This is a genomic window from Effusibacillus dendaii (genome assembly GCF_015097055.1).
Taxonomy (GTDB): Bacteria; Bacillota; Bacilli; order Tumebacillales; family Effusibacillaceae; genus Effusibacillus; species Effusibacillus dendaii.
In genome coordinates this window covers 3,245,566-3,266,673 of the sequence record NZ_AP023366.1, presented here as the reverse complement: position 1 = coordinate 3,266,673, position 21,108 = coordinate 3,245,566, and the positions used below count along the sequence as shown (strand labels likewise).

Annotated in this window: 22 protein-coding genes, 4 pseudogenes and 1 riboswitch; of the genes and pseudogenes, 3 read left to right on the top strand and 23 right to left on the bottom strand. The window is 48.6% G+C overall.

Annotation, left to right across the window (positions count from 1 at the left end):
- Positions 1-469: 469 nt before the first annotated feature.
- The gene (locus tag skT53_RS17325; RefSeq protein ID WP_200759021.1) at positions 470-2,179 is read left to right on the top strand and encodes a class I adenylate-forming enzyme family protein; all 1,710 of its coding nucleotides are present in this window, start codon (positions 470-472) and stop codon (positions 2,177-2,179) included.
- Positions 2,180-2,183: 4 nt separating this feature from the next.
- Here skT53_RS17325 and skT53_RS18930 read toward each other — a convergent pair whose 3' ends face one another.
- The 10 genes and pseudogenes from skT53_RS18930 to skT53_RS17285 all read right to left on the bottom strand — a co-directional run bounded on the left by skT53_RS18930 (position 2,184) and on the right by skT53_RS17285 (position 8,829).
- Positions 2,184-2,576 carry a beta-ketoacyl-[acyl-carrier-protein] synthase family protein gene (locus tag skT53_RS18930; RefSeq protein WP_264175980.1) on the bottom strand — a complete coding sequence of 131 codons (393 nt, stop codon included), beginning with the start codon at positions 2,574-2,576 and terminating at the stop codon, positions 2,184-2,186.
- Positions 2,577-2,603: 27 nt separating this feature from the next.
- Positions 2,604-3,102 (bottom strand): annotated as a pseudogene (locus skT53_RS18925) (beta-ketoacyl synthase N-terminal-like domain-containing protein); the annotation flags it as partial.
- A gap of 151 nt (positions 3,103-3,253) precedes the next feature.
- A complete protein-coding gene (locus tag skT53_RS19040) occupies positions 3,254-3,406 on the bottom strand; it encodes a hypothetical protein (RefSeq protein WP_318978573.1) in 153 nt (50 codons plus the stop codon).
- Positions 3,407-3,604: 198 nt separating this feature from the next.
- Positions 3,605-3,772, bottom strand: a complete 168-nt coding sequence (locus skT53_RS19035) for a hypothetical protein (protein ID WP_318978572.1) — start codon at positions 3,770-3,772, stop codon at positions 3,605-3,607.
- Positions 3,773-3,872: 100 nt separating this feature from the next.
- On the bottom strand, positions 3,873-5,153 hold the full coding sequence (locus tag skT53_RS17310; protein ID WP_200759020.1) for an ArsB/NhaD family transporter: 1,281 nt from the start codon (positions 5,151-5,153) through the stop codon (positions 3,873-3,875).
- A gap of 66 nt (positions 5,154-5,219) precedes the next feature.
- Positions 5,220-5,414, bottom strand: a complete 195-nt coding sequence (locus skT53_RS17305) for a hypothetical protein (protein WP_200759019.1) — start codon at positions 5,412-5,414, stop codon at positions 5,220-5,222.
- A gap of 325 nt (positions 5,415-5,739) precedes the next feature.
- On the bottom strand, positions 5,740-6,156 hold the full coding sequence (locus tag skT53_RS17300; protein WP_200759018.1) for a MerR family transcriptional regulator: 417 nt from the start codon (positions 6,154-6,156) through the stop codon (positions 5,740-5,742).
- 152 nt (positions 6,157-6,308) lie between these two features.
- Positions 6,309-6,551, bottom strand: coding sequence for an NAD(P)-dependent oxidoreductase (locus skT53_RS17295; protein WP_226375273.1), 243 nt, complete (start codon positions 6,549-6,551; stop codon positions 6,309-6,311).
- Positions 6,552-6,610: 59 nt separating this feature from the next.
- On the bottom strand, positions 6,611-7,882 hold the full coding sequence (locus tag skT53_RS17290; RefSeq protein WP_200759016.1) for a Rieske 2Fe-2S domain-containing protein: 1,272 nt from the start codon (positions 7,880-7,882) through the stop codon (positions 6,611-6,613).
- Between the two features lie 182 nt (positions 7,883-8,064).
- On the bottom strand, positions 8,065-8,829 hold the full coding sequence (locus tag skT53_RS17285) for an IclR family transcriptional regulator (protein WP_200759015.1): 765 nt from the start codon (positions 8,827-8,829) through the stop codon (positions 8,065-8,067).
- 147 nt (positions 8,830-8,976) lie between these two features.
- Here skT53_RS17285 and skT53_RS17280 point away from each other — a divergent pair, with 147 nt between their 5' ends.
- On the top strand, positions 8,977-9,915 hold the full coding sequence (locus tag skT53_RS17280; protein WP_200759014.1) for an amidohydrolase family protein: 939 nt from the start codon (positions 8,977-8,979) through the stop codon (positions 9,913-9,915).
- Between the two features lie 227 nt (positions 9,916-10,142).
- On the opposite strand, the gene skT53_RS18680 is transcribed toward skT53_RS17280, so the two are convergent.
- Both skT53_RS18680 and skT53_RS17275 read right to left on the bottom strand, forming a co-directional pair.
- On the bottom strand, positions 10,143-10,844 hold the full coding sequence (locus skT53_RS18680) for a methyl-accepting chemotaxis protein (protein WP_226375272.1): 702 nt from the start codon (positions 10,842-10,844) through the stop codon (positions 10,143-10,145).
- Positions 10,831-12,315, bottom strand: coding sequence for a methyl-accepting chemotaxis protein (locus skT53_RS17275; protein ID WP_226375271.1), 1,485 nt, complete (start codon positions 12,313-12,315; stop codon positions 10,831-10,833). Before skT53_RS17275 ends, skT53_RS18680 begins: the two co-directional genes overlap by 14 nt.
- Positions 12,316-12,608: 293 nt before the next feature.
- Here skT53_RS17275 and skT53_RS17270 point away from each other — a divergent pair.
- Positions 12,609-13,162: pseudogene (locus skT53_RS17270) on the top strand (LrgB family protein).
- 129 nt (positions 13,163-13,291) lie between these two features.
- Here skT53_RS17270 and skT53_RS17265 read toward each other — a convergent pair.
- From skT53_RS17265 to skT53_RS17215, 11 genes and pseudogenes are all read right to left on the bottom strand, one after another.
- Positions 13,292-13,549, bottom strand: a pseudogene (locus tag skT53_RS17265) (DUF3055 domain-containing protein); the annotation flags it as partial.
- Between the two features lie 198 nt (positions 13,550-13,747).
- Positions 13,748-13,879: riboswitch (cyclic di-AMP (ydaO/yuaA leader) on the bottom strand.
- 129 nt (positions 13,880-14,008) lie between these two features.
- Positions 14,009-14,131: pseudogene (locus skT53_RS19285) on the bottom strand (SAM-dependent methyltransferase); the annotation flags it as partial.
- Positions 14,083-14,328, bottom strand: coding sequence for an O-methyltransferase (locus skT53_RS19280; RefSeq protein ID WP_404828902.1), 246 nt, complete (start codon positions 14,326-14,328; stop codon positions 14,083-14,085). The pseudogene skT53_RS19285 and the gene skT53_RS19280, both read right to left, overlap by 49 nt.
- 60 nt (positions 14,329-14,388) lie before the next feature.
- Complete coding sequence (locus tag skT53_RS17250) at positions 14,389-14,583, bottom strand: 4-oxalocrotonate tautomerase (RefSeq protein WP_200759011.1); 195 nt, start codon at positions 14,581-14,583, stop codon at positions 14,389-14,391.
- A gap of 39 nt (positions 14,584-14,622) precedes the next feature.
- Positions 14,623-15,408 carry a 2-keto-4-pentenoate hydratase gene (locus skT53_RS17245; protein ID WP_200759010.1) on the bottom strand — a complete coding sequence of 262 codons (786 nt, stop codon included), beginning with the start codon at positions 15,406-15,408 and terminating at the stop codon, positions 14,623-14,625.
- 11 nt (positions 15,409-15,419) lie between these two features.
- Positions 15,420-16,448, bottom strand: a complete 1,029-nt coding sequence (dmpG, locus tag skT53_RS17240) for a 4-hydroxy-2-oxovalerate aldolase (protein WP_200759009.1) — start codon at positions 16,446-16,448, stop codon at positions 15,420-15,422.
- A 21-nt stretch (positions 16,449-16,469) separates the two neighbouring features.
- Entirely contained in the window at positions 16,470-17,354 is an 885-nt protein-coding gene (locus skT53_RS17235; protein WP_200759008.1) for an acetaldehyde dehydrogenase (acetylating), read from the bottom strand.
- A gap of 29 nt (positions 17,355-17,383) precedes the next feature.
- Complete coding sequence (locus tag skT53_RS17230) at positions 17,384-18,169, bottom strand: 2-keto-4-pentenoate hydratase (protein ID WP_200761045.1); 786 nt, start codon at positions 18,167-18,169, stop codon at positions 17,384-17,386.
- Between the two features lie 25 nt (positions 18,170-18,194).
- Positions 18,195-19,667, bottom strand: coding sequence for an aldehyde dehydrogenase (locus skT53_RS17225; protein WP_200759007.1), 1,473 nt, complete (start codon positions 19,665-19,667; stop codon positions 18,195-18,197).
- A gap of 146 nt (positions 19,668-19,813) precedes the next feature.
- On the bottom strand, positions 19,814-20,776 hold the full coding sequence (locus tag skT53_RS17220; RefSeq protein ID WP_200759006.1) for a DMT family transporter: 963 nt from the start codon (positions 20,774-20,776) through the stop codon (positions 19,814-19,816).
- A gap of 12 nt (positions 20,777-20,788) precedes the next feature.
- Positions 20,789-21,106 (bottom strand): MFS transporter, encoded by a 318-nt coding sequence (locus skT53_RS17215; protein WP_200759005.1) that lies wholly within the window; start codon positions 21,104-21,106, stop codon positions 20,789-20,791.
- Between the last annotated feature and the right edge of the window lie 2 nt (positions 21,107-21,108).

Here is a 21,108-nt window from a genome sequence, read left to right as displayed (position 1 = left end):
AATAAGGGAGGAACCTATTTTGACGAAATTGAACGTTCCGCAATTTGTCGCTGCTTTGTTTCCGTCATACGAAAAGCCCATCAAACAGTTCAACGTCTCTATCAAAAAGGGCTTTCCCAATTTCGACCACCTATGTGGAAGCACAATTTGACCAGACAAACGATGGAGAAGGCGGTTTTTTCCCCGAAAATCCTGTATCGAAACGGGGTGCCGTGCAGGTCCGGCAAACTGAAATCGAAAATCGTTTCACCGAGCGCCATATGTCATCCTTCCTCTCCGATAAAATTGCAAAACGGTCGGTACTTCCATTTCGCAAGTCCTCTTACTGTACCGCATTTTTGCTTAATCCCTCAATTTTTGTAGATCACCTTACAGAATTTTACGAATACATTTCATAATACTAGTAACAGAATAGTATATACGATTTTAAAGAGATATGTGTGATTCGATTTGGGAGGGGAAATTCTATATGATCGCAAGTGCGGAAGAGCGTCGAAAATGGTTGGAATCGGAATTCCCCGTTTGGCCAAGGCGCACGATTGCAAGTCATTTCGCTCATCAATCTGAAAAATACGCCAAGCACCCTCTACTTTTATTACCCGAACGGCAGTATACATACGAAGAAATTTGGCGGCAAGCACGGGCGATTGCAAAATCCCTGCTGGCCGCAGGCGTCGAAAGGCGCGATCACATTGCGGTTTTAATGGCAAATGAGGCAGAGTTTGTTGCTTTGATGATCGCCATCTGGTTGGTGGGAGCCGTTTGCGTACCGCTCAATACGATGCTCCGCCAGGATGAGCTGGCCTATCTGCTGCGCCAATCGGACAGCCGCTACCTGATTATGCATCAGACAGCAGGCGGTATGGATCATAACCGGTCCGTTTCGCGCGTGTATGATCAACTGCTGACGGAACAGGGAAACAAACTGAAAAAGGTGGTTTGTATTCCGAACGGATCAAGCGCAATCGATGATCGGTTTGAACTGTGGGATACATTTTACAGCAGCGGATTGCGGATCACGGATCAGGCATTGGTTGAACGCTGGCGGGCGTCCGAATATCCGGATGAACTTGCTTTTATCATTTACACATCCGGCTCGACCGGTTTGCCGAAAGGTGTGATGCTGTCGCACGACAATTTTTTGCGATGTGCGTATTCCACTTGTTTAAGCCGGGCGATTGAACAGGGACGGCGGATATTTACCCCCCTCCCGCTTTACCATGTATTTGCAATCGAAGAAGGAATTCTGGCCGTTTCGTTTGTCGGCGGTTCCGTCGTGACCAGCCGCGAATTTTCACCGCTTCAGTCACTCCAGTTGATGGAAAAGTATCAAGTCAACGATTTTCTCTGCGTGCCTTCCATGCTGGTCGCACTGGTCAGCCACCCGGAGGCGGCTTCCTTCCGCCTCGACTCGTTATACGCTCTGATGTGTGCGGCAGCGCCAGCCCCGGTTCCGATTTGGCAGCGAGCGATCGATGTGTTTGGCCTGAAAGAGATTTGCACCGGCTATGGCGGCACGGAAGCGACCGCTTCTACCACACATACGGAGGTGGGAGATCCCATCGAAAGAGTGGTTACCCGCGTCGGCCGTATTAAACCGGGCGGCGTCACCGGATTGCCTGAATTTGGCGGCGCGAATGTTCAATACAAAGTGATTGATCCGTATACAGGGGAAAATTTGCCGTACGGTTCGGTCGGAGAACTCACGGTGCGGGGCAATACGGTCACACGCGGATATTACAACAAACCGGAAGAAACAACCTTGACCATTGATAAAGACGGCTGGCTGCGAACAGGAGACCTGGGACGTTTTGACGAAGACGGATATATCGAACTGCTCGGCAGAAGCAAAGAATTGTACCGGGTATCCGGTGAAAATGTGACGCCAAAAGAAGTGGAAGAAGTGATCAGCAAGCATCCGAAAGTGAATCAAGTTTACGTAGTCGGCGTGCCGGACAAATTAACAACGGAAACAGGCGCCGCCTTCATTGAACTGAGACCGGGAGAAACCTGTACCCGACGGGAAATCATCAATTGGTGCCAAGACAAACTGGCACGTTTTAAAGTACCCCGCCATGTGTGGTTCGTTTCTCCCTCCGATTGGCCTATAACCGGCAACGGAAAAATACAAAAATTCCGTTTGCAGGAAATGGCCGCTCAAAAATTGGGCGGAGCCTAATCTTCTACCGATTGGCTTGCCAAATCAGAACGCCGTTCTGGCCGCCAAATCCAAATGAATTGCTGAGTGCCAGACGGATCGGCTGCTGTCGGCTCGTGCCTGCCACTACATCAGGCGGAGCCGCCGGTTCCCGCTCTTGACAATGTAAAGTGGGAGGCAGCCAACCTGTTTCTATCGATTTAATACAAGCGATCGATTCGATGGCACCTGCTGCCCCCAACAAATGGCCTACCGCTCCTTTTATGGAGCTGACAGGCATTTGCTTTAGATGATCTCCAAATACGGCGCGCAATGCGTTTGATTCTGCCATATCTCCGGCAGGAGTGGATGTTGCATGAGCATTGACGTAATCAATGTCTGTCGGTTGCCGCCCAGCCGATTGAAGCGCCCGTTTCATCGCCAGTGCGGCGCCCGCCAAAACTGCATCGACTTCTCCCCTTTGCAGCCAATAGACAGCCTCGCCGATGGAGTTTGCGGAAGAAGCGCAAGCGGTGGCATAGGTCATTACAGGGCCCCGAATTCCAAACTGCAGCGCTATCGATCCAGCCGCTGCATTGGGCATCGCTTTCGTAATCACTCGCGGACCCAAGCGATATGCCTATCCGATCTGGATCGGATTGCGATAAGGCCAATTTTCCGTCCTCTGACAGCAGTCTGGCATCTGCCAGCGCTTCTTTCGCCGCCACCAGAGCCAATTGGGCAAATCGGTCCGTATCGGCGATCTGTTTTCTTGCCAGATGATCTTCCGGTTTAAAATCAAGAGCTTCTGCCACCACGGGGACCCACTGCCGCAACTGCTCATCTGTTGTTTGCCTGACAGCCGACTTATTCGCCAACAAGGAATCCCAGAAAATCGGAACGCCCGTCCCATAAGGAGTTACGGCGCCAAGTCCGGTAACGGCAACACGAAGGGGGAGGGTCATGTGAATAGCTCCTATCCAATCAATCAACTTCGATCACTACTCGTTTATTATATACGTTACAGCTAGCAGATAAGCCAGTCCGATTTTTGACTGTTCAGTTCCTTTGCCAGCGTTCTGACCATTCCATCCAGGCTCGTCTGAATATTATAAACTATTGCAATAAGGAGGAAAACAACCCTTCGTTAAACGCCTGATCGTACATGTAATAAAATCCGTACACGATGCTGACGGCTCCTGTAACGCGGGCAAGTGCCCGGTTTACCTGGATCTGGCCGCTGCTCAACACAAACGGGAGACCGATCAAAGTGGTAAACAACCAAACCGATGAAAACCGATTTTACATACGACTCATCCGAATGTTCATGCTGGTGCACATGCACCTGTTTTTGCCGAAAGCGGTACATGGATGAAAACCGAGATAAACAAGCAGGAGGCCGACGGTAAACTCCATAGAGGTCGCCCATGCGGAGGGGATTTCCCGTTTTAGCACAATCAGCAGGATTCAGACAGTAAACAATGTGAAAGTGTGTCCGATTCCCCAAAACACGCCCGCCAAAGTTTTCTGCTGTGACTGCGATTGTGGAAACGGCATCACATGATCCGGTTCGATGGCATGTTTAATTCCTAAAATAAACTCCATTGCGATCACCGACAGAAAATGAATTTCCATTTTGGACGCCCCCTGTTTCTTGCAGCTCTTGTTCTTACCATACAACAAACTCAGGGCGGCGGCCTTCTTTTGTTCTTATAATCCTTTTGATTCTTCCTCATCACATCAGATATCGAATGTACACATACGCAGAAGAAATTGCGATTGATAAAATCATTAAAGGAAAACCGATCCACATAAATTTCAGAAACGAAATGTGGTGTCCTTCTTTGGCGGCGAGTCCTGCTACGATCACGTTGGCGCTTGCGCCAATCAACGTACCGTTTCCTCCCAAACACGCACCTAAAGACAGGCTCCACCAGAGGGGTTCCAAATGGGTAACCCCCATGTTCCCCATCTCCTGAATCATGGGTATCATCGTAGCGACGAACGGAATGTTATCGACAAACGCTGATGCAAACGCGCTCATCCACAAAATCAGCATTGCAGTCATGGTTAAATCGCCGCCAGTGAGATCGATCGCCTGTGCGGCAAGCTTCGATATAACCCCCGTTTCGACAAGACCTGAAACAAGAACAAACAACCCGATAAAGAAGAAAATCGTAATCCACTCCACCCGTGCCAACGCTTCTTCCAAATAATGCTCTCCGGTAAGAAGCAACAAAACAAACGCGCCCGCCAACGCGACTGTCGCCGATTCCAGGTGTGCGATTTGATGGACAAAAAATCCTCCGATCGTTAATGCGAGAACCGACAAGCATTTTCTGAGAAGTTTTTTGTCAGTGATTTCGTCCTTTTCATCCAACTGCATGATGCCCTGTTTAAGTTCCGTTGATGTTTGCAGTTGTTTTCGGTACCAAACGGCAAGAAGGGCGAGAGTCACGAACAGGATAAAGAACGAAATCGCGGTTAGATTGTTCACAAAAGACAGGAAAGACAATTCCTTAACCGCACTGCCGATCATAATGTTCGGAGGGTCTCCGATGAGCGTGGCCGTTCCGCCAATGTTTGACGCAAAAATTTCCGTAAGCAAATACGGCAGCGGCGACACGCGCAATTGGCGGGTGATACTAAAGGTGACCGGCACCATCAAAAGTACAGTTGTTACATTATCGAGAAACGCGGACGCAACTGCGGTAATAAACCCCAAAACCAAAAGGATTCTAAGCGGATCTCCTTTCGCCTTTTTAGCCGACCAAATGGCTACGTACTTGAAAAGCCCCGTTTCCGCCGTGACAGAAACGATGATCATCATTCCGACAAGAAGACCCAAAGTGTTAAAGTCGATGTGGTGGATCGCCGTTTCCTGGTTCACGATTCCGAACACGATCATCAGGATGCCGCCCAGCATCGCAACCACGGTGCGGTGAATTTTTTCGGAGATGATGAGCGCGTACGTAACTAAAAAGATTCCAATCGCTAATACTGCCTGTTGTTCCATATATTACCTCCTAAAACTAGCCGTTGTGGTTTCGCATCTGGCTATTGTGATGTCATATCCGCCACGTTACTTGTCTTTGGGACGTGTAACAAACCCGAATAAACATGAAATGCCAATCGTAACAATCACAATTGAGATCATAACCAATGATTGTGTCGATACATCTTCGATGTCTTCCATCTTCGCAATCATCCCGATTACGAAGCCCAGGTAAACCAACATGACGATCCATCCGATGAAAAACTTGCAAATTTCCCTCATAAAGCCCCTCCCTTGTAAATGGTTTATAGCGATACAGCGCTTCAACAAAAGTGAAAAAAGACAAAAAGGAGCCCGTGGTGACAGGCTCCTCCATTGTGAAACAAGTATTCAATTTGTCGCCGGACAATTTCTCCGTCCGCAAAGTGTAACTGCTTTCATGTAAAATTGTACAGTAAAACGTTTTAATGAACAATAAAAAATTTCAACGTTCTTTGAAATAAAAAATTTTCGAATCCCCCCATTTCACTCCCCCACAACTGACACGTGTCCGAAAAAGACAAGAAGGAGCCTGTGGTGACAGGCTCCTCCATTGTGAAACAGATACTCAAGAAATTTCGTTCATGATTTGCGCCACAGAAGCGAACTGAACGGTGATTTGCGCGGTAAGATTTTTCAGATGACTTTTGTCAAAACCGGACAATAAGAGTTTGCATTCCAACAGGCTGTCTTCCAATCGGCGCAGTTGTTCTGAGATGTGATGCAACTTTTGAGCCACTTCTATTTTGGAAACGTCCATTTCGTCCAACACTTTGAAACGTGTTTGAATTTCTACCAACGATAATTTTTCCTTTTTATACATCTCTATGATCTTCATTCGTTCCAACGTTTCTTCGGGGTACAAACGACGATTGGAATCGGTTCTTTCAGACTTGAGCAAACCGAGTTGGGTATAGAAATCTATCGTCCTTTTTGAAACCCTGGTGAGTTTCGACAATTCACCTATCCGGTAAGACTTACTCATCGTCCGCTTTCTCTCCGTAGGTCAGAATGTTTTCTATATTCTCTTAGAGTCTACGGTAAAACGTTATACTTTGCAATATAAACAACTCGCGAACGGCATACACCCGGCTGCTGCAATGCGATTCCTCGCCTCTTTCCATTCTTCCTTTCAGATTACCAAACCTGAATAATATCTGCCTGAGCAACCGCCTCATGCAGATTGAATACTTGAAAACCGTCCTGTTTGGCAGCTTCTTCATTCCAACCTTCCCGGACCCCGATAATGACTTTAATCCCCAGTTCTCTCAGTTTCTTTGCCTGTTCGATGGCAATATTGTCATATCCGAGGAGGGCTACCGTTTTACCTTTCAGCTCCGCGAAGTCTCCCATAGTTTTCTCCCTCCGTGATGGTTGCATCTGTCTGTCAGATTTGGAAAATCAATGATTTAATCGTTACCGGCACTGTTTCGAAACTGTTAAAATTGGGCTGTCATCTCTTCCTTCAGTGCTTCTTTCCAATCGATCCCGGCTGGCAGGATTTTGTCGCATGCCCGCACATTTCGGTACGAATCCGCACGTGTACCACGCGGCGCCTTCCCTTGTTCCACATCCCGGGTGGCTTCCAACAATAAATGCCTGGCTGCAATGATGGCCGCATCTGCCGTTCCTAACCGTTCCAGGGAACGGTCAATAATCGGAGCAGCCGTTTCCTGCAACGCATAATCCTGCGTATTAATGCCCGATATTCCGGTAAACGTTTGGATCCGCTGTACTTCCCGGTCGATCAGGTAATCATTGGAGGGATTCCGTTTTAATCGGTAGCCTGGAAGCAGGTCATTCGGTCCGCGACCAAATGCCGTTTCGTGTTCCAGCACAAACTCGGGCGTAAATGGAATCTGCTTATCCGCCGAGTATATAAAATTCCACACCCAAGTTGATTCATCATCAATCGGCACCCAAATATGACCGGCGATTGCCGGAAATTCTTCACGCGAACCGTCTTTCCATTTCGTCATGGCGCCACGCATCTGCTGCGCTGGCATGATGTACTGATAGGCGCGCACATAATTCCCGTCCTGCCCCAAATCCCGGATTCCTGCATAGCGGAAACCATAGTCCGTTTTGACAACTTCCAGTTTGGGAGAAGGAGCCCGCGTGCGCAGCGCATTCTTGTCCGCCAGGTTGTTGTTGTGCGCGAAGGAAGAATGAGAAGTATCAATGCCGCCTTCCAAACCTTGCAGCCAATTGCATGCTTCAAATGTTTTGGAAACATGGCGGTGTGTTTCTGGTGCTCTTACCCATTCGTAGTCAGGCAGCGGCGGCATCCAATCTTTCGGTCCCATATAGGTCCAGATAACACCCGCCTTTTCCCAGGTGGGGTAAGACGTGATTTTGACTTTTTGTTTAAAATTGCTTTCCGTCGGTTCATTTGGCATGTCTACACAGTTGCCAGCCACATCGAATTTCCAGCCGTGGTAAACACATCGCAAACCGCATTCTTCATTGCGCCCCCAAAATAATTCGACCCGGCGATGCGGGCAGTATCGGTCAAGCAGGCCCACTGTTCCGTTCGTATCCCGAAACGCCACCAAATTTTCCCCCAACAGTCGAACGCGTATCGGCGGACAATCCGGTTCCGGCAGTTCTTCCGATAACAGGGCGGGGATCCAATACCGACGAAACACTTCACCCATCGGCGTACCTGGACCCACCCGCGTCAGTCGTTCATTTTCCTCCGGCTTCAACATGACACAGCCACTCCTTATGAATCATTTACATTCACTATATATACTCGATCCAACACTTGCGTCCGGGTTGTTCTTGCATATGGCACAAAACCGAAAATTCGGAAAGTAATAGGTAAATAAAAAGCTTCTATCGAAGCACACCTTCGGCAGAAGCGTCACTGATTCTATCATCTGCGGTTTGATCACTCGGGACTAAGCTGTTCCGAGATCAATCGGCTGTACATTCTCATTTCTTTTACGTAGCCCTGAGTCTGCACCTGGTAAAAATGTGATTTCGAACCTGTTACACTGATAGCGGCGACCACTTCATGCATGTCGTCAAAAACGGGTACGGCAACAGAACAGATGCCCGGCCTTGTTTCCTCGTAGGTAACCGCATACCCGTTTTTTCTGATCATATCCAACTGTTCATGCAGCTTGTCACGGCTAGTGATCGTATTTGGCGTAACCGCTTTCAATTCTTCCTGCAGCACACGTTCGATCTCCGTTAGCGGCTGGTAGGCCAGCAACAGTTTGCCAATTGCTGTACAATACGCCGGGACCCGGCGGCCGATCGAACTGAATGATCTGGTCTCCTGATCTTCCGGCAGCTTGCTGAGATACACAACGCCGCCTTGATCATAAACACCTAAGCGCACCACTTTATTGGTGGATTTTAACAGCTTTTCCAGGAAAGGAAGAGCGACCTGACGGATTTCCATTTTGTGATACACGGAAGAACCCAGTACGAATACGCCCAATCCCAAGTGGTATTTTTGGGATTTTTTGTTTTGCTGCACCAAATGTGACTCGCTTAAGGTGCGAATCAACCGAAAAACAGTGCTTTTCGCCAGCCCCAGCCGATGACTCAGTTCGCTAATGCCTAATTCCGGTCCCTCTTTTGAAAATTCCTGCAAAATACGCATTGCATTATGAACAGACGAAAGAGTTTCTTGTCCCTTAGCCACGGAAATTCCCCCTTTTTTTCCACGAATTCCGCATAAAAGAACAACCGCCTTTTTTTTTATCTGATTAAACCGTATCATTTTTAAAAAACCAATTCAATATCGAAATAGTTAGAAACATAATAACATTCAAAATAAAGAGGTGTTTTAATGTACGACCTTCATACTCATTTTATTCCTTCTGATGTATATGACTGGCTGAAGGAAAACAGCCGGACGATCCACGCACAGTTTGAACAAAAAGATGCGGCAAAATCCGAATTCCTGACAATCAACGGCAAATGGTCTTTTGAATTGAAACCTCTTTTCTTGCATGCCGAACTTTACCTGAACAGCCAACGCGAAGCGGGTGTCAGCCATTCCCTGGTCTCACCGATTCCCCAATTGTTTTTGTACGAATTTCCGTCAGAGATAACGAATGAATTGGCAGACGTGTATAACAGGTCGTTGGCCGACTGGACAGCTTCACAGCCCGACCGTTTATCGGCGCTCGCCACCGTTCCCCTGCAAAACCCGGCCAAAGCAGCTGATCAATTGAAGGCTGCATGTAAGAACAGATTAAAAGGAGCGATCATCGGTCCCGGTTGTGGGGGGCAGATGCTGACAGACGACTTTTTTGTTCCTTTTTGGGAAGCGGCGGAAGAAACGAATGCAATCGTTTTTATCCATCCGCTGCTGTCTGAAGATGCCCGCTTACAGCGACGGATGATGCCGAACCTGATTGGGGTGCCGTGGGAAACAACCGTCTGTGCAACCGATATCCTGTTAAGCGGCTTACTTGACAAATATCCGCATGCAAAAATTTTATTAGCGCACGGCGGCGGTTTTCTGCCCTATCAAATCGGTCGGCTGGACAAAGGGTACAATCAGTGGAAACCGGTTTCTGCCGCGTTGCAGGCCCCTCCATCCGAATATCTGAAGCGATTCTGGTATGATTCGGTATTGTGGAATCAAGCGGCGCTGGAATATCTGTTGCTGATGGCGGGAGAAGACCGGATTGTGCCCGGATCGGATTTTCCGTTTGACCTGTGTGCCTGGCCGCCCAAACAGTTTAATGAAAAAGGCGTACAGAGCCTGATGGGAAACTGAATGTTGGTTTAACAACAGTTAAAAAACTTGATGCAGGCCTACTCCAATGAGCAGAAGCCCGGCTACAAGCGATGAGTATTTTCCAAGGATTCGAGCGATCAGTTTGGTTCCGACTATGTTGCCGATCCATATCGTCATATACCCCCAAAACGTAAATGCGGACCTCATTTCGTGCGAATTCCCACCCCATTTTTCAAGCCAAAATGATGCGGCCCCCCTGACTTTATTTACTTTTCTGAGAGTTGGAATTTGTCTACCAGGCGGCGAAGATTCGAAACCACGAGAGAACTTTGTTCCGAATCGTTTCTTGCATCCTGTATCGTATGCACCATCTGTTCGGCTGACTGATTCACGTTGTCCACAGTTTTGAAATTTTGTTCATTTGTCGCAGCTATATTGCGTATAATGTCGCGCATCTGATTGGTAACATCAGGATTAGCGGCGGATGTCTGAGACATCGATGTAAGGACGTTCTTAACGGCTTCCACAATATTGGCCCCTTTTTCGACTTCATCGTTGCTTCTCTCGATAGCCATCTGGACCTGTTGGGAATCTGCCTCGATTTCTTCCAACGTGTGACTGATTTCCTGAGTAGCAGACGTTGTTTGGTTCGCCAACTTACGAATCTCTTCTGCCACAACTGCAAACCCTCGGCCGTGTTCCCCAGCTCTGGCCGCTTCAATAGAAGCGTTTAATGCCAGAAGATTGGTTTGTTGAGCCACTTCGTTGATGGTATGAACGATTCGGCTGATTTTTTCGGAATGCTCGGCAAAAGTGTCAGTTAATTTAAGGGCAACCTGAACACGATACACGATGTCCTTCATTTTTTCGTCAATGCTTTCAATTTGTTCCTGCGCGTGTTTTAGTTGATCCTGTGACAGTTGTTCTATACTGTGAAGGGTTTCGCTTACTTGGTCAATTTGAAGCATAGCCTGCCGGACGTCTGTTAGCTGATGCTGTATTCCTTCCAACATTTCTGCCATACTGTGGATCACTAAAGAGGAATTTTGCTCGACCCTGGCTGTTTTTTTCGCGCAACGATTCATTCGTAGTTTCCACGCCCAGAGCAGTTGTCTTTACCTTGCTCATAAGTCCGTCCAAACTATCAATCAGGTTATTTACCCAACGGCCCAATTCACCTGATTCGTCATTTTCGAGCGTAGAATGGTCTATACGCATTGTAAGATCGCCTCCGCCTTCCGCTATTCGACGAATGATCCGAGTCATATCTGTTAAACGGGAGGCGACAGGTTCTACTCCTCTTCGGGAAAACAATAAAACTGCCACCAGACCGTAAATTACTTCGATCAACATTGTCGACCAAAGCGGGAAAATGCCTGGCAGAATCAAAAGTTGATGCAGTATGATTCCCGCTCCCATCCACATGGCAAAAAGCTTGCCAAGTCGCCAAGTAAGCGAACGGCGTCGATAAACTTCCTCGAGATCGCCTTCGCACATCATTCCCCATATATCGGGCGAACCCGGTAACTGGAAAGTGACTCCTTTGCCTATTACCGGAATGTGGCGGTAGTCGGAATAGCCAGGAAAGTGAACGAAAATGTTATTTCCGTTTTGAATTGTGTTCCACACCCCGGGATGCAGTTCGTTGGTCGCCGGGTCCGTAAAACGTATTTCAAATTCAGTATGATCCTTAACCCGGACAATTCCCCAGTGTTTGGTGTGAACCCCGTCTTTCAGATTTTCCCCTAACGTAAATGCGCGGTCTTCGAAACGGCTTCGGGACAATGCGGTTCCGGGGGCGATGGCGGGATCAAAATTGGACTTGGCCATAAACAGATAGTTGTCACCGGAATCGCGGTAAACATGGCCAGCTTCACGTTGGATCAGGTCTCCTAGAACATCGTTGGGAATACGCCCGATTAAAATATGGCTCAACTTGTTCCCTAGCCGAACCGGTTGAATGAACACAATCGTTACTTCGTCATGAAAATTGGAAGTTCGTGGCCCGATCTCCATAGTCAGCGGATCCGAAAATGGACCATAGAGAAGTCTTTCATTTGTATTTAAAACATGCAGGACGGCTCTGTTGATCCCCGTTTTCTGATTGTTATGATAGGAAAATCCCAGATGCTTCGGGTATGTGGCAGCGCATACTTCAAGTTTGGTTGTAAGCAAAAATAACTCTGTAAAATAAGTTGCTTGTTGCAGACGTTTTTTTAAATAGAAATTCCACTCTTCATCGGGTATTCGACTTATTTCTGTTGCGGTGTTCTCTATGTAATCCCATTGTTCATTTGCCCAATCCAAAAGCAGAGATACTCGCGTCCTGGCAATCCCTTCAAACGTTTCTTCCACCGACTGCGCGATTTGGCGGTTAAGCTTATAAGACCACCAAAGCGGAAGACCTTCACGAAAATCCAGCCAACCGAAAAACCCCATCGAATTCTCCTCCTCCTAAAAATGCAACCATATATGTAATGTATATGTAATAATATATAACATGTAATTTAAAAATCAAATAAAATAATTGTGCATCGAGATATTTGTGTAATGTAAACTTACATAAACATAACACTAAGTAGTTCTGTTGTTTTGTTGCAACTACTATTTTTACAATTCTTTCCCGATGCGTTATTCTATGTGTAAAGTATTGAGAACCTAAAATATCATGCAAAAGCAAGGAGGGACGGTATTCCTCTTACAGCTGTATCCGTTAGGATCCAACCATACGAATGAAAATCATGAAAATCATTGCACAAATTGCGTTTTTATACGCTGTTTCATTTGTTGGAGATTGGCTGCACAACTTGCTGCACTTGCCGATTCCGGGCAGTATTATTGGTTTTTTTCTATTATTGGTCGCGCTTGTTGTCATTCTTGTCTGTTTTCAAATCCCGTATAGTACCTATATGATTGGAGGGCAATGGAGTAACCTCCTGTTAGGACCATCCGTTGTTTCTCTTGCCTACCCGTTATATAAGCAAAGGAACATCTTAATCAAAAATTTGCTCCCGGTTTTAGGCGGATTCCTCCACTGGCCGCTGTATTTGTCATGATCGCAGGATTGACTGGTCCCGTCTTTGGCCCCTATATCTTCAACTGGTTCAGAATCAACAATTTTTTGGGTCGGGGAATCGCACTGGGCAGCGCGTCGCATGCGATCGGAATCGCGAAGGCTTTTGAATATGGAGAACAAACGGTATCGATCAGTTCCGTTGCGATGACGTTGAGCGCGCTCTCTGGCTCTGTTTTTGCACCTTTGATTGTTTGGCTGTTTTATTTGTGAGAACTTCCAGAATCAGAGCACATCAAACATGAATTTCGGATCGATTTTTGGATAAATTGAAAACGACCTTCTCGAAAGAAGGTCGGATTTTCCACAGACGTGTGTCTATAGCAGCAAGGTTTCCGATGCTTAATACTCCGAGTGAAGCAATCGATCAGCAAGCGGTTCCTTTAAGAAATTTGATAAGCGAACGGCATCTGCCTTACTCAAGCCAAACGTCGCAACAAGGTGGTCGAGGTTGTCCATGTCGTCAATAGCCAAAATCGCGCTTCGATTCGATTGAAGACAAGTCACCAACGTTTTTCCGAAAAAGTGTCCGGTGTATGTCAACGTAAAATCGAATCGGGTTCCGCCAGATACGAATCCGACATGACGCGTGCGGGTCGTTTCCTCGTGATCTAAAAAAGGCTTCTACCGAAGCATATTCGCGGTCAAGCGGCGTCTATTAGAGGAAACCTTTTTCGACAGCCGAAAGTATAAAAATGGTGATGGAATATCACATTTTTATATTTTCTAAGCTGTTAAAAAACCCCCATAGGAAAAATCCCTACGGGGCGTAAAATTAAGAAATTGGAACAATGTCCTCACTCCTCTCTTAAACACTTACGAGGTTAGCTGTCGGATTCGGGCTTAAGAGATTGCCCTACCGATCGATCGACCGGATTCACCCCAAAATTGTTTCCCCCGCTTCCTTTCGGAATTCAGCGGCCTAGTTAAGCCTCCACTAATATTTACAAGTGAACTCATCGCTTGATCCGATGGTACCGTTACGGTTGCTCCATCGTCCTGCAGTCTTACAAATCCCTGATAGGCCGTAATCCCCAATATTCCTTTATGAGAAAGCATGTTATCCGCTACTATCAGTCCTCCTGACCGGAGTTTCGGCCATACCATCGCGAGGTAAAAAATGTATTCTTCCTTCACTGCATCGATAAACACAAAATCCCACGGGCCCTCGAGTGATGCCACCGTCTGTAAAGATCTCCCTCAATCAACTCAATGTATTTGTCGAGTCCCGCCTTTTCAAAAGTCTGTTTGGCCAATTCAATCTTAAAAGAATCGTTTTCGCAAGTGTACACCTTACCCCCGTTGGCTCTTGCGGCATCAGCCAGAAACAATGTCGGATAACCGCCTGATGAGCCAATCGGCAGATAAAAACCGTCCAATCAAAACAGATCAGACGGTCTTTAAGTCGGATAGGGAACTATCGTCCGGGAGGTACGGAACTATCGTCCAGGAATGTCAGAAACAGGCGTACCCGCGATTCCCCAGTGCGTTTTGGGAACTTCCGAAACCACAACGCGAACGTTTTCTTTCGGTACGTCTAACGTGTTTACGATCGTATCCGTTACGTCACGAATCATCTGCTTGATTTTTTCCTCCGGTCTGCCCTCAAGCATCTGAATTTGTACAAATGGCATATCGCACAGCCCCTTTTTATTGGATTTTTGGCTCAAATTTTACTCGGTCACCTGAAACCCGATTTCTCCCAATCCATCCAGCTTGGCGCTTACCGTATCGCCAACATGCAACAGGATGGCTTCTGTCACACCGCCTGTCAGAATGACGCTGCCAGCTTTCAATGATTCCCCTTTGCGTGCCAGCATATTGGCCAACATCGCCACCGAATGGGCCGGGTGTCCCAATACGGCAGCCCCCGCCCCCAACGCTTTGATTTGACCATTGATTGACAGCGTAACACCGACCAGATCCAGTTCCATTTCATCTGGCCGCACCAGGCGATCGCCCAATATCACTCGCGAAGAAGACGCATTATCGGCTATTACATCCGGCAATGTAAAAGAGAAATTTTCGTAGCGGCTGTCGATAATTTCCAATGCGGACGTCACAAATTCGGTTGCAGCCAGGATCTGTGCGCCCGTTACACCTGGGCCGCTCACATCTTTTCCCATTACGAAGGCGATTTCCGCTTCGACTTTGGGATGAATGAGATCCCGCATACGCAGTTGGCCGCCGTTGGGTATCACCATATAATCAAAAATATACCCGTATATCGGCTCTTCCACCTTCATCTGTTTCATTTTGGCCTGGCTGGTCAAGCCCATTTTGGGGCCGATGACCCGGTATCCCTGTTCCAACTTCAGGTTTACCAGTTCAGCCTGGATTTCGTAGGCCGCCGCCACATCCAGATCCGTATAGTCGGCTGTTATGCGGCCTATTTCCTTTTTTTCCAACTCTGCCCGTTCTAAAAAAGCGGCGATTTGCCTGTAGTTATAATTTCCCATAATCCGCTCCCCTATCTGACCGAAACCGATGTTTTGTCATGCGAGATGGCAGCCGCTACGTCGACAATCATGTCTTCCTGGCCGCCCACCACTTTCCGTTTTCCTAACTCGATCAGAATATCGCGTGCATCCAATCCAAACTGTTTGGCCGCCCGCTGTGCGTGCAGCAGGAAGCTGGAGTACACCCCCGCGTAGCCGAGTACCAGGCTGTCGCGTGTAATTTCCTGCGGTTTTTGAAGGATCGGGGCGACGATTTCTTCCGCCAAATCCATCATTTTGTATACATTGACACCCGTTTGAATGTTCATCCGGTCCAACACGGCAACCAGCACTTCTGTCTGCGCATTTCCCGCGCCTGCCCCCAGACACCGAACGCTGCCATCGATCCGGGTAGCCCCTTCTTCAATCGCTACCAAGGTGTTCGCCATCGCCAACGACAGGTTGTTGTGCGCATGGAATCCGACGTTGACGCGCAGATTTTGCCGTAACGCCCGCACCCGTTCCCGTACTTCATGCGGCAGCAGCGCACCAGCCGAATCCACAACATAGACAGTATCCGCTCCATAACTTTCCATCAACTTCGCCTGTTCGACCAGTTTTTCCGGCGGCGCCATATGCGCCATCATCAAAAATCCGACCGTTTCCAGGCCCAACTCTTTCGCCAGCGCAATATGCTGAGCAGAAATATCCGCTTCTGTCACGTGCGTGGCAATGCGTGCCATTTTGACACCCAATCCGGCCGCCTGTTTCAGTTCTTGCATCGTGCCGACGCCCGGCAACAACAGTACGGCAATGCGCGCCTGTTTACACACAGAGACCGCTGCCTCAATCAATTCCATCTCATTCGTACGAGACAACCCGTACTGCAGCGAAGATCCAGCCAGTCCGTCACCGTGCGAAACCTCAATATAGGGCACGTTGGCTTCATCGAGCGCTCTTGCCACGCTGATTACCTGATCAACCGTGTATTGATGGGCAATTGCATGACTGCCGTCACGCAGCGCCACTTCCGTGATTACAATATCCCGTTCCCTTGTCATCTCTACTGCGCCCCCTTTGCGTTAAACAACCGCTTTTGCAAGCCGGTGTCTGGCAAACTCTTCCGCCACTTTCACAGCTGCAGCCGTCATGATGTCCAGATTGCCGGAATACTTCGGCAGATAATCGCCTGCGCCCTCTACTTCCAAGAATACCGTCAACCTGTTTCCATCAAAAATCGGCTCTGTCCGCAGCCGATAGCCAGGAACATACGACTGGACCGACTGCACCATTTCCTCAATCGAGCGGGCAATTGCCGACTGATCCACGGCTCCCTCCTGCACCAGGGCATGCACCGTATTCCGCATCAAAATAGGCGGTTCCGCCGGATTCAAGATAATGATCGCTTTGCCTTTTTTGGCTCCGCCGATCTGTTCGATGCCGTGTGCCGTCGTTTCCGTAAACTCGTCAATGTTGGCGCGCGTACCAGGACCGGCGCTGCGACTGGAAATGGTGGCGACGATCTCCGCGTATTCAACCGGACAAACGCGGTTAATGGCGTGCACAATCGGGATTGTAGCCTGACCGCCGCAGGTGATCATGTTAATATTCATTTCTTCCAGATGCGATCCCAGATTGACAGTTGGCACCACAAACGGCCCTATGGCAGCTGGAGTCAGGTCGATTGCCAGTTTCCCCGCTTCCCGCAACAGTTTGGCATGATGCATGTGCGCTTTTGCCGATGTGGCGTCAAATACGATATCGGCCAGATCCGGCTGCTCCAAAAAACCGTCAATCCCCGTATCAATCGCTGCATACCCGAATTCTTTCGCTCTTCGCAAGCCGTCCGAATCCGGATCAATCCCGATCATCGCCGTCATTTCCAAAACGGGTGACCGCTGCAATTTAATCATCAAGTCCGTCCCGATATTGCCAGAGCCGATGATAGCCGCTTTCATTTTGCCCATTGTAAACATCCCCTCTCCGTTTTGCCTTCTCAATCAGTGAAACTGACCGACACAGCCCCCAAATGGGCCAGCCTGGCCTGAAAATGGTCTCCCGGTTCGGCGTTGACCGCTGCAGATAGAGCCCCTGACAGAATCACTTCGCCCGCTTTCAACACAATGTCGAACTCAGACAGTTTGTTTGCCAGCCAAGCGACACAATAGGCGGGATGGCCGAGGGCGGCGGCACCCACGCCGGTGTTCATCAGTTCGCCGTTTTTGTACAAAGCCATGCCGATCTGCGCCAGATCTACCCGATCTACCGCAACAGGCTTGCCGCCCAGCACATAGAGTCCGGATGATGCATTGTCGGCGATCGTGTCCTGCAGTTTGATCTTCCAATCTTTTATACGGCTGTCTACAATCTCAAGCGCAGGCAGCACATAATCGGTCGCCTGCAGCACGTCTAGCGTTGTCACGCGGGGTCCTGTAAGATCCCTTTTTAAAACAAACGCAATTTCAGCTTCTACCTTTGGCTGCAGAACCCGATGAAACGGAATGGAGCTGCCATTTTCGACGACCATGCCGTCAAGCAGATGTCCGTAATCCGGCTGATCAACTCCCAGCATCGTCTGCATGGCAAGCGATGTCAGGCCGATTTTCTTGCCGACAATCCGTTGCCCTGTAGCTGTTTTACGTTCGATCGTAACCAGTTGCACCCGGTACGCCTCTTCGGTCGTCAACTGCGGATCCAGTTCCAGCAACGGGGAAACCCCGCTGCGGGTTTCTTCCGCCGCTGCCAGGTGATCGGCAAATCGATTGATTTTATTCTCGTCAATGTGTGCCACGAATCGTCCCTCCAACCTACAACTTAATACAAATATTGGAAAGCTCGGAATAAAATTCGAAACTGTGCATTCCACCCTCACGGCCGATACCACTTTGCTTCATGCCGCCAAACGGTGTACGCAGATCGCGCAGGAACCAGGTGTTCACCCAGATAATCCCTGCTTCGATCTGCCCGGCTACCCGGTGCGCCCGCCGCAGATCGTTCGTCCAAAGACTGGCGCTCAATCCGTAGTGGGTATCGTTCGCCAACTCGATCACTTCCTCTTCCCGGTCAAACGGCGTAATCGTCACAACCGGTCCAAAAATCTCTTCCCGTACCACCCGGCAGCTGTTGTCCAGTCCGGTAATGATCGTCGGTTCCAGATAATATCCCTGCTGCAAACTCTCCGGACGCTTGCCGCCCGTCAGAATTTGGCCGCCTTCCTGTTTCGCCAGCTGAATATAGCTGTTGACGCGGTCAAAATGCTCCTCGCTGATCAAAGCGCCCACCTTCGTATTGGGATCAAACGGGTCGCCAACGGTCAACTGTTTGGTTTTTGCAACAAACTTTTCTACAAATTGGTCATACGCGGTACGCTCCACATAAATTCGGGAGCCGCAGAGGCAAACTTCTCCTTGATTAATAAAGCTTGATTTGATGGTGGTTTCAATCACTTCATCCAAATCGGAGTCGGCGAAAATAATATTTGGATTTTTGCCGCCCAGTTCGTAGGAAAGTCGTTTCAGTGTTTTGGCGGCCGCCGACATAATAATTTTACCGGTCGTCGTTTCTCCTGTGAAGGAGATCGCATTCACATCCGGATGTTCAGTCAAAGCGGCACCTGCCGAATCCGGTCCGAATCCGTGCACCAGGTTGACCACACCGTCAGGCACTCCTGCATCGCGGCAAATTTCAGCCAGAACCGTGGCCGTCATAGGGGTCAATTCAGCCGGTTTCATCACCGTGGTGTTGCCAGCCGCCAAACAGGGTGCCAGCTTCCAAGTCAGCAGCAGCAGTGGCAGGTTCCAGGGATTAATCAATCCTACTACGCCTACCGGCCGGCGAATGGAATAGTTGATTGCCACATCATCCTGTTGAAACGCTTCCGTTCCCAATGCGCGGATATAATCCGCAAAAAAATGAAAGTTATAGGCCGCTCTCGGTATATCCACACTGTTCGAGAGCCACAGCGGTTTTCCTGTGTCCAACGTCTCCAGCATCGCCAATTCATCTTTCCGTTCCAAAATCAGGTCACCAATTCGACGCAAAACAGCACCGCGATCATGGGCAGTCATCTTTTTCCAGGGGCCCTTCAGCGCTTTTCTCGCCGCCTGTACGGCCAAATCGACTTCTTCGCGGCCTCCTTCGGCCACCGTGCCCAATACTTCACCCGTGGCCGGGTTGATGTTGGCAAATGTTTTTCCGTTGCGGGAAGGAACATACTGCCCGTCAATAAAGTGCAGACAATCAATTGCTTTTACCTTTGTTCCTGCAGTTTGCGTAGCCATAGAAACACTCTCCCGTGATAAGTAACAGTTTTGTACCTGCAATCGAGCCGAAAGATCACAGGCATTTTTTTCAAAATACAAAAAGCGGCTTGCAAACTGAAGCTGTTCGTTCTCGTATGTGGAACAACGCCTGAAAACCTTCCATTTTACATCAGCACAATGGCGGTGATCCCAATCAACACCAGCCCGATTCCACTTACGGTTCTGACCGTCAGTCCCTCTTGGTTTTTCAGCAGAAAATAGCTCATGGGTGTCACCAACAGAGGTGTCGACATGGTGATCAAGTTGGCCAACGATACCGGTATGTACCACATGGAGGCAATGACGCAAATCTGCGCCGATATCGTCATCATTCCGCTGACAATATACATGACGAGCCCTTTTCGGTCTGCCCGCTTCACATCACGCCAGATTGTCCGCGTGCCCGAATTGGTCAAAAAATGCAAAGCCAGACCGCTGACAGCTCCCAATAAAGCTCCTAAAATCGGCTGGTTCCAGTCGTGAATCGCCGCTCCCCTCAACACATTTCCAACCGCATAGGAAAACGTGCTGGAAAGAGCCAGGAAGATTCCAGATTGCATGAGCACCGTTTTTTTCCTGCTGATCGTTCCCGGTTGACGCGCCTCCGGCTCCAGATCCATGATGTGTTGATCGGTTGCCGCCACCTCTTTTTTGGCAAATGCGCGCGGTACGTAGCTGATCAGAAACAACCCTGCCAAAACGGTCAGAATGGCAATCCCGTCAAGCAGAGTTAATCGTTCGCCGAGAAACACACATGCAATCAGGACAGTAAATAAGGGGTTGCTGATCTGGAAAGCGCTCGCTTTGGCCGGTCCCAACTTGTCAATCGAGTCGAAGAAAAACCACCGCCCCAGATACGTATTAAAAAAACCGGACAACAAAAACAGTAAAAAACCGATCGTGTTCCAGTTGATTTGATCAGGTCTGAACAAAAACTGAACCAGTAAGATCAATGCGGAAAACAGTACGTTAACCGAAACGGAGATCAGGAAACCCAGGTTGAGACTTAAGCGGGACGCAGCAACCTTTGTCAAAATAATGTTTGAAGAGAACAACACGAGTGCCAAAATAGCCAGTAATTCTCCCACGCCCATCCCCCATCATTTTCTATTTTCAGTTTCGATTTCCGAAAACGCCCAGATGTGGATTTTCTGCAGACCGCCTTCCACATGTTTCGATTGTTCGACCCAGAAATCATCTGCTTGGCTGATTCGCGCCTGTTTCATCGTTTCATACTGTTCCATCCCGCTTACAAAGAACTCTTCCACATACAACAGCGGCTGGTCAGTTCCGGCAAAAAACCGGACGTTCAGAGCGCCGCTGCTTTCAAGTTTCTGTCTCAGCTGCGGCAGGCTGTTCAAGTATTCTTCCCGACGTTCCGGCTTCACCTTATATTCCACGAACACTTTAATCGACAAGC

What these genes read in the sequence shown, in the direction of transcription:
- skT53_RS17290 (WP_200759016.1), bottom strand. Translation starts at nt 7,882, where the DNA reads ATGTTGAAGCCGGAGGAAAATGAACGACTGACGCGGGTGGGTCCAGGT.
- skT53_RS18680 (WP_226375272.1), bottom strand. Translation starts at nt 10,844, where the DNA reads ATGCTTCAAATTGACCAAGTAAGCGAAACCCTTCACAGTATAGAACAA.
- skT53_RS19035 (WP_318978572.1), bottom strand. Translation starts at nt 3,772, where the DNA reads ATGGAAATTCATTTTCTGTCGGTGATCGCAATGGAGTTTATTTTAGGA.
- skT53_RS18930 (WP_264175980.1), bottom strand. Translation starts at nt 2,576, where the DNA reads ATGAAACGGGCGCTTCAATCGGCTGGGCGGCAACCGACAGACATTGAT.
- skT53_RS17225 (WP_200759007.1), bottom strand. Translation starts at nt 19,667, where the DNA reads ATGGCTACGCAAACTGCAGGAACAAAGGTAAAAGCAATTGATTGTCTG.
- skT53_RS17250 (WP_200759011.1), bottom strand. Translation starts at nt 14,583, where the DNA reads ATGCCATTTGTACAAATTCAGATGCTTGAGGGCAGACCGGAGGAAAAA.
- skT53_RS17275 (WP_226375271.1), bottom strand. Translation starts at nt 12,315, where the DNA reads ATGGGGTTTTTCGGTTGGCTGGATTTTCGTGAAGGTCTTCCGCTTTGG.
- skT53_RS17280 (WP_200759014.1), top strand. Translation starts at nt 8,977, where the DNA reads ATGTACGACCTTCATACTCATTTTATTCCTTCTGATGTATATGACTGG.
- skT53_RS17310 (WP_200759020.1), bottom strand. Translation starts at nt 5,153, where the DNA reads ATGGAACAACAGGCAGTATTAGCGATTGGAATCTTTTTAGTTACGTAC.
- dmpG (WP_200759009.1), bottom strand. Translation starts at nt 16,448, where the DNA reads ATGACAAGGGAACGGGATATTGTAATCACGGAAGTGGCGCTGCGTGAC.
- skT53_RS17245 (WP_200759010.1), bottom strand. Translation starts at nt 15,408, where the DNA reads ATGGGAAATTATAACTACAGGCAAATCGCCGCTTTTTTAGAACGGGCA.
- skT53_RS17325 (WP_200759021.1), top strand. Translation starts at nt 470, where the DNA reads ATGATCGCAAGTGCGGAAGAGCGTCGAAAATGGTTGGAATCGGAATTC.
- skT53_RS17235 (WP_200759008.1), bottom strand. Translation starts at nt 17,354, where the DNA reads ATGGGCAAAATGAAAGCGGCTATCATCGGCTCTGGCAATATCGGGACG.
- skT53_RS17300 (WP_200759018.1), bottom strand. Translation starts at nt 6,156, where the DNA reads ATGAGTAAGTCTTACCGGATAGGTGAATTGTCGAAACTCACCAGGGTT.
- skT53_RS17295 (WP_226375273.1), bottom strand. Translation starts at nt 6,551, where the DNA reads ATGCAACCATCACGGAGGGAGAAAACTATGGGAGACTTCGCGGAGCTG.
- skT53_RS17305 (WP_200759019.1), bottom strand. Translation starts at nt 5,414, where the DNA reads ATGAGGGAAATTTGCAAGTTTTTCATCGGATGGATCGTCATGTTGGTT.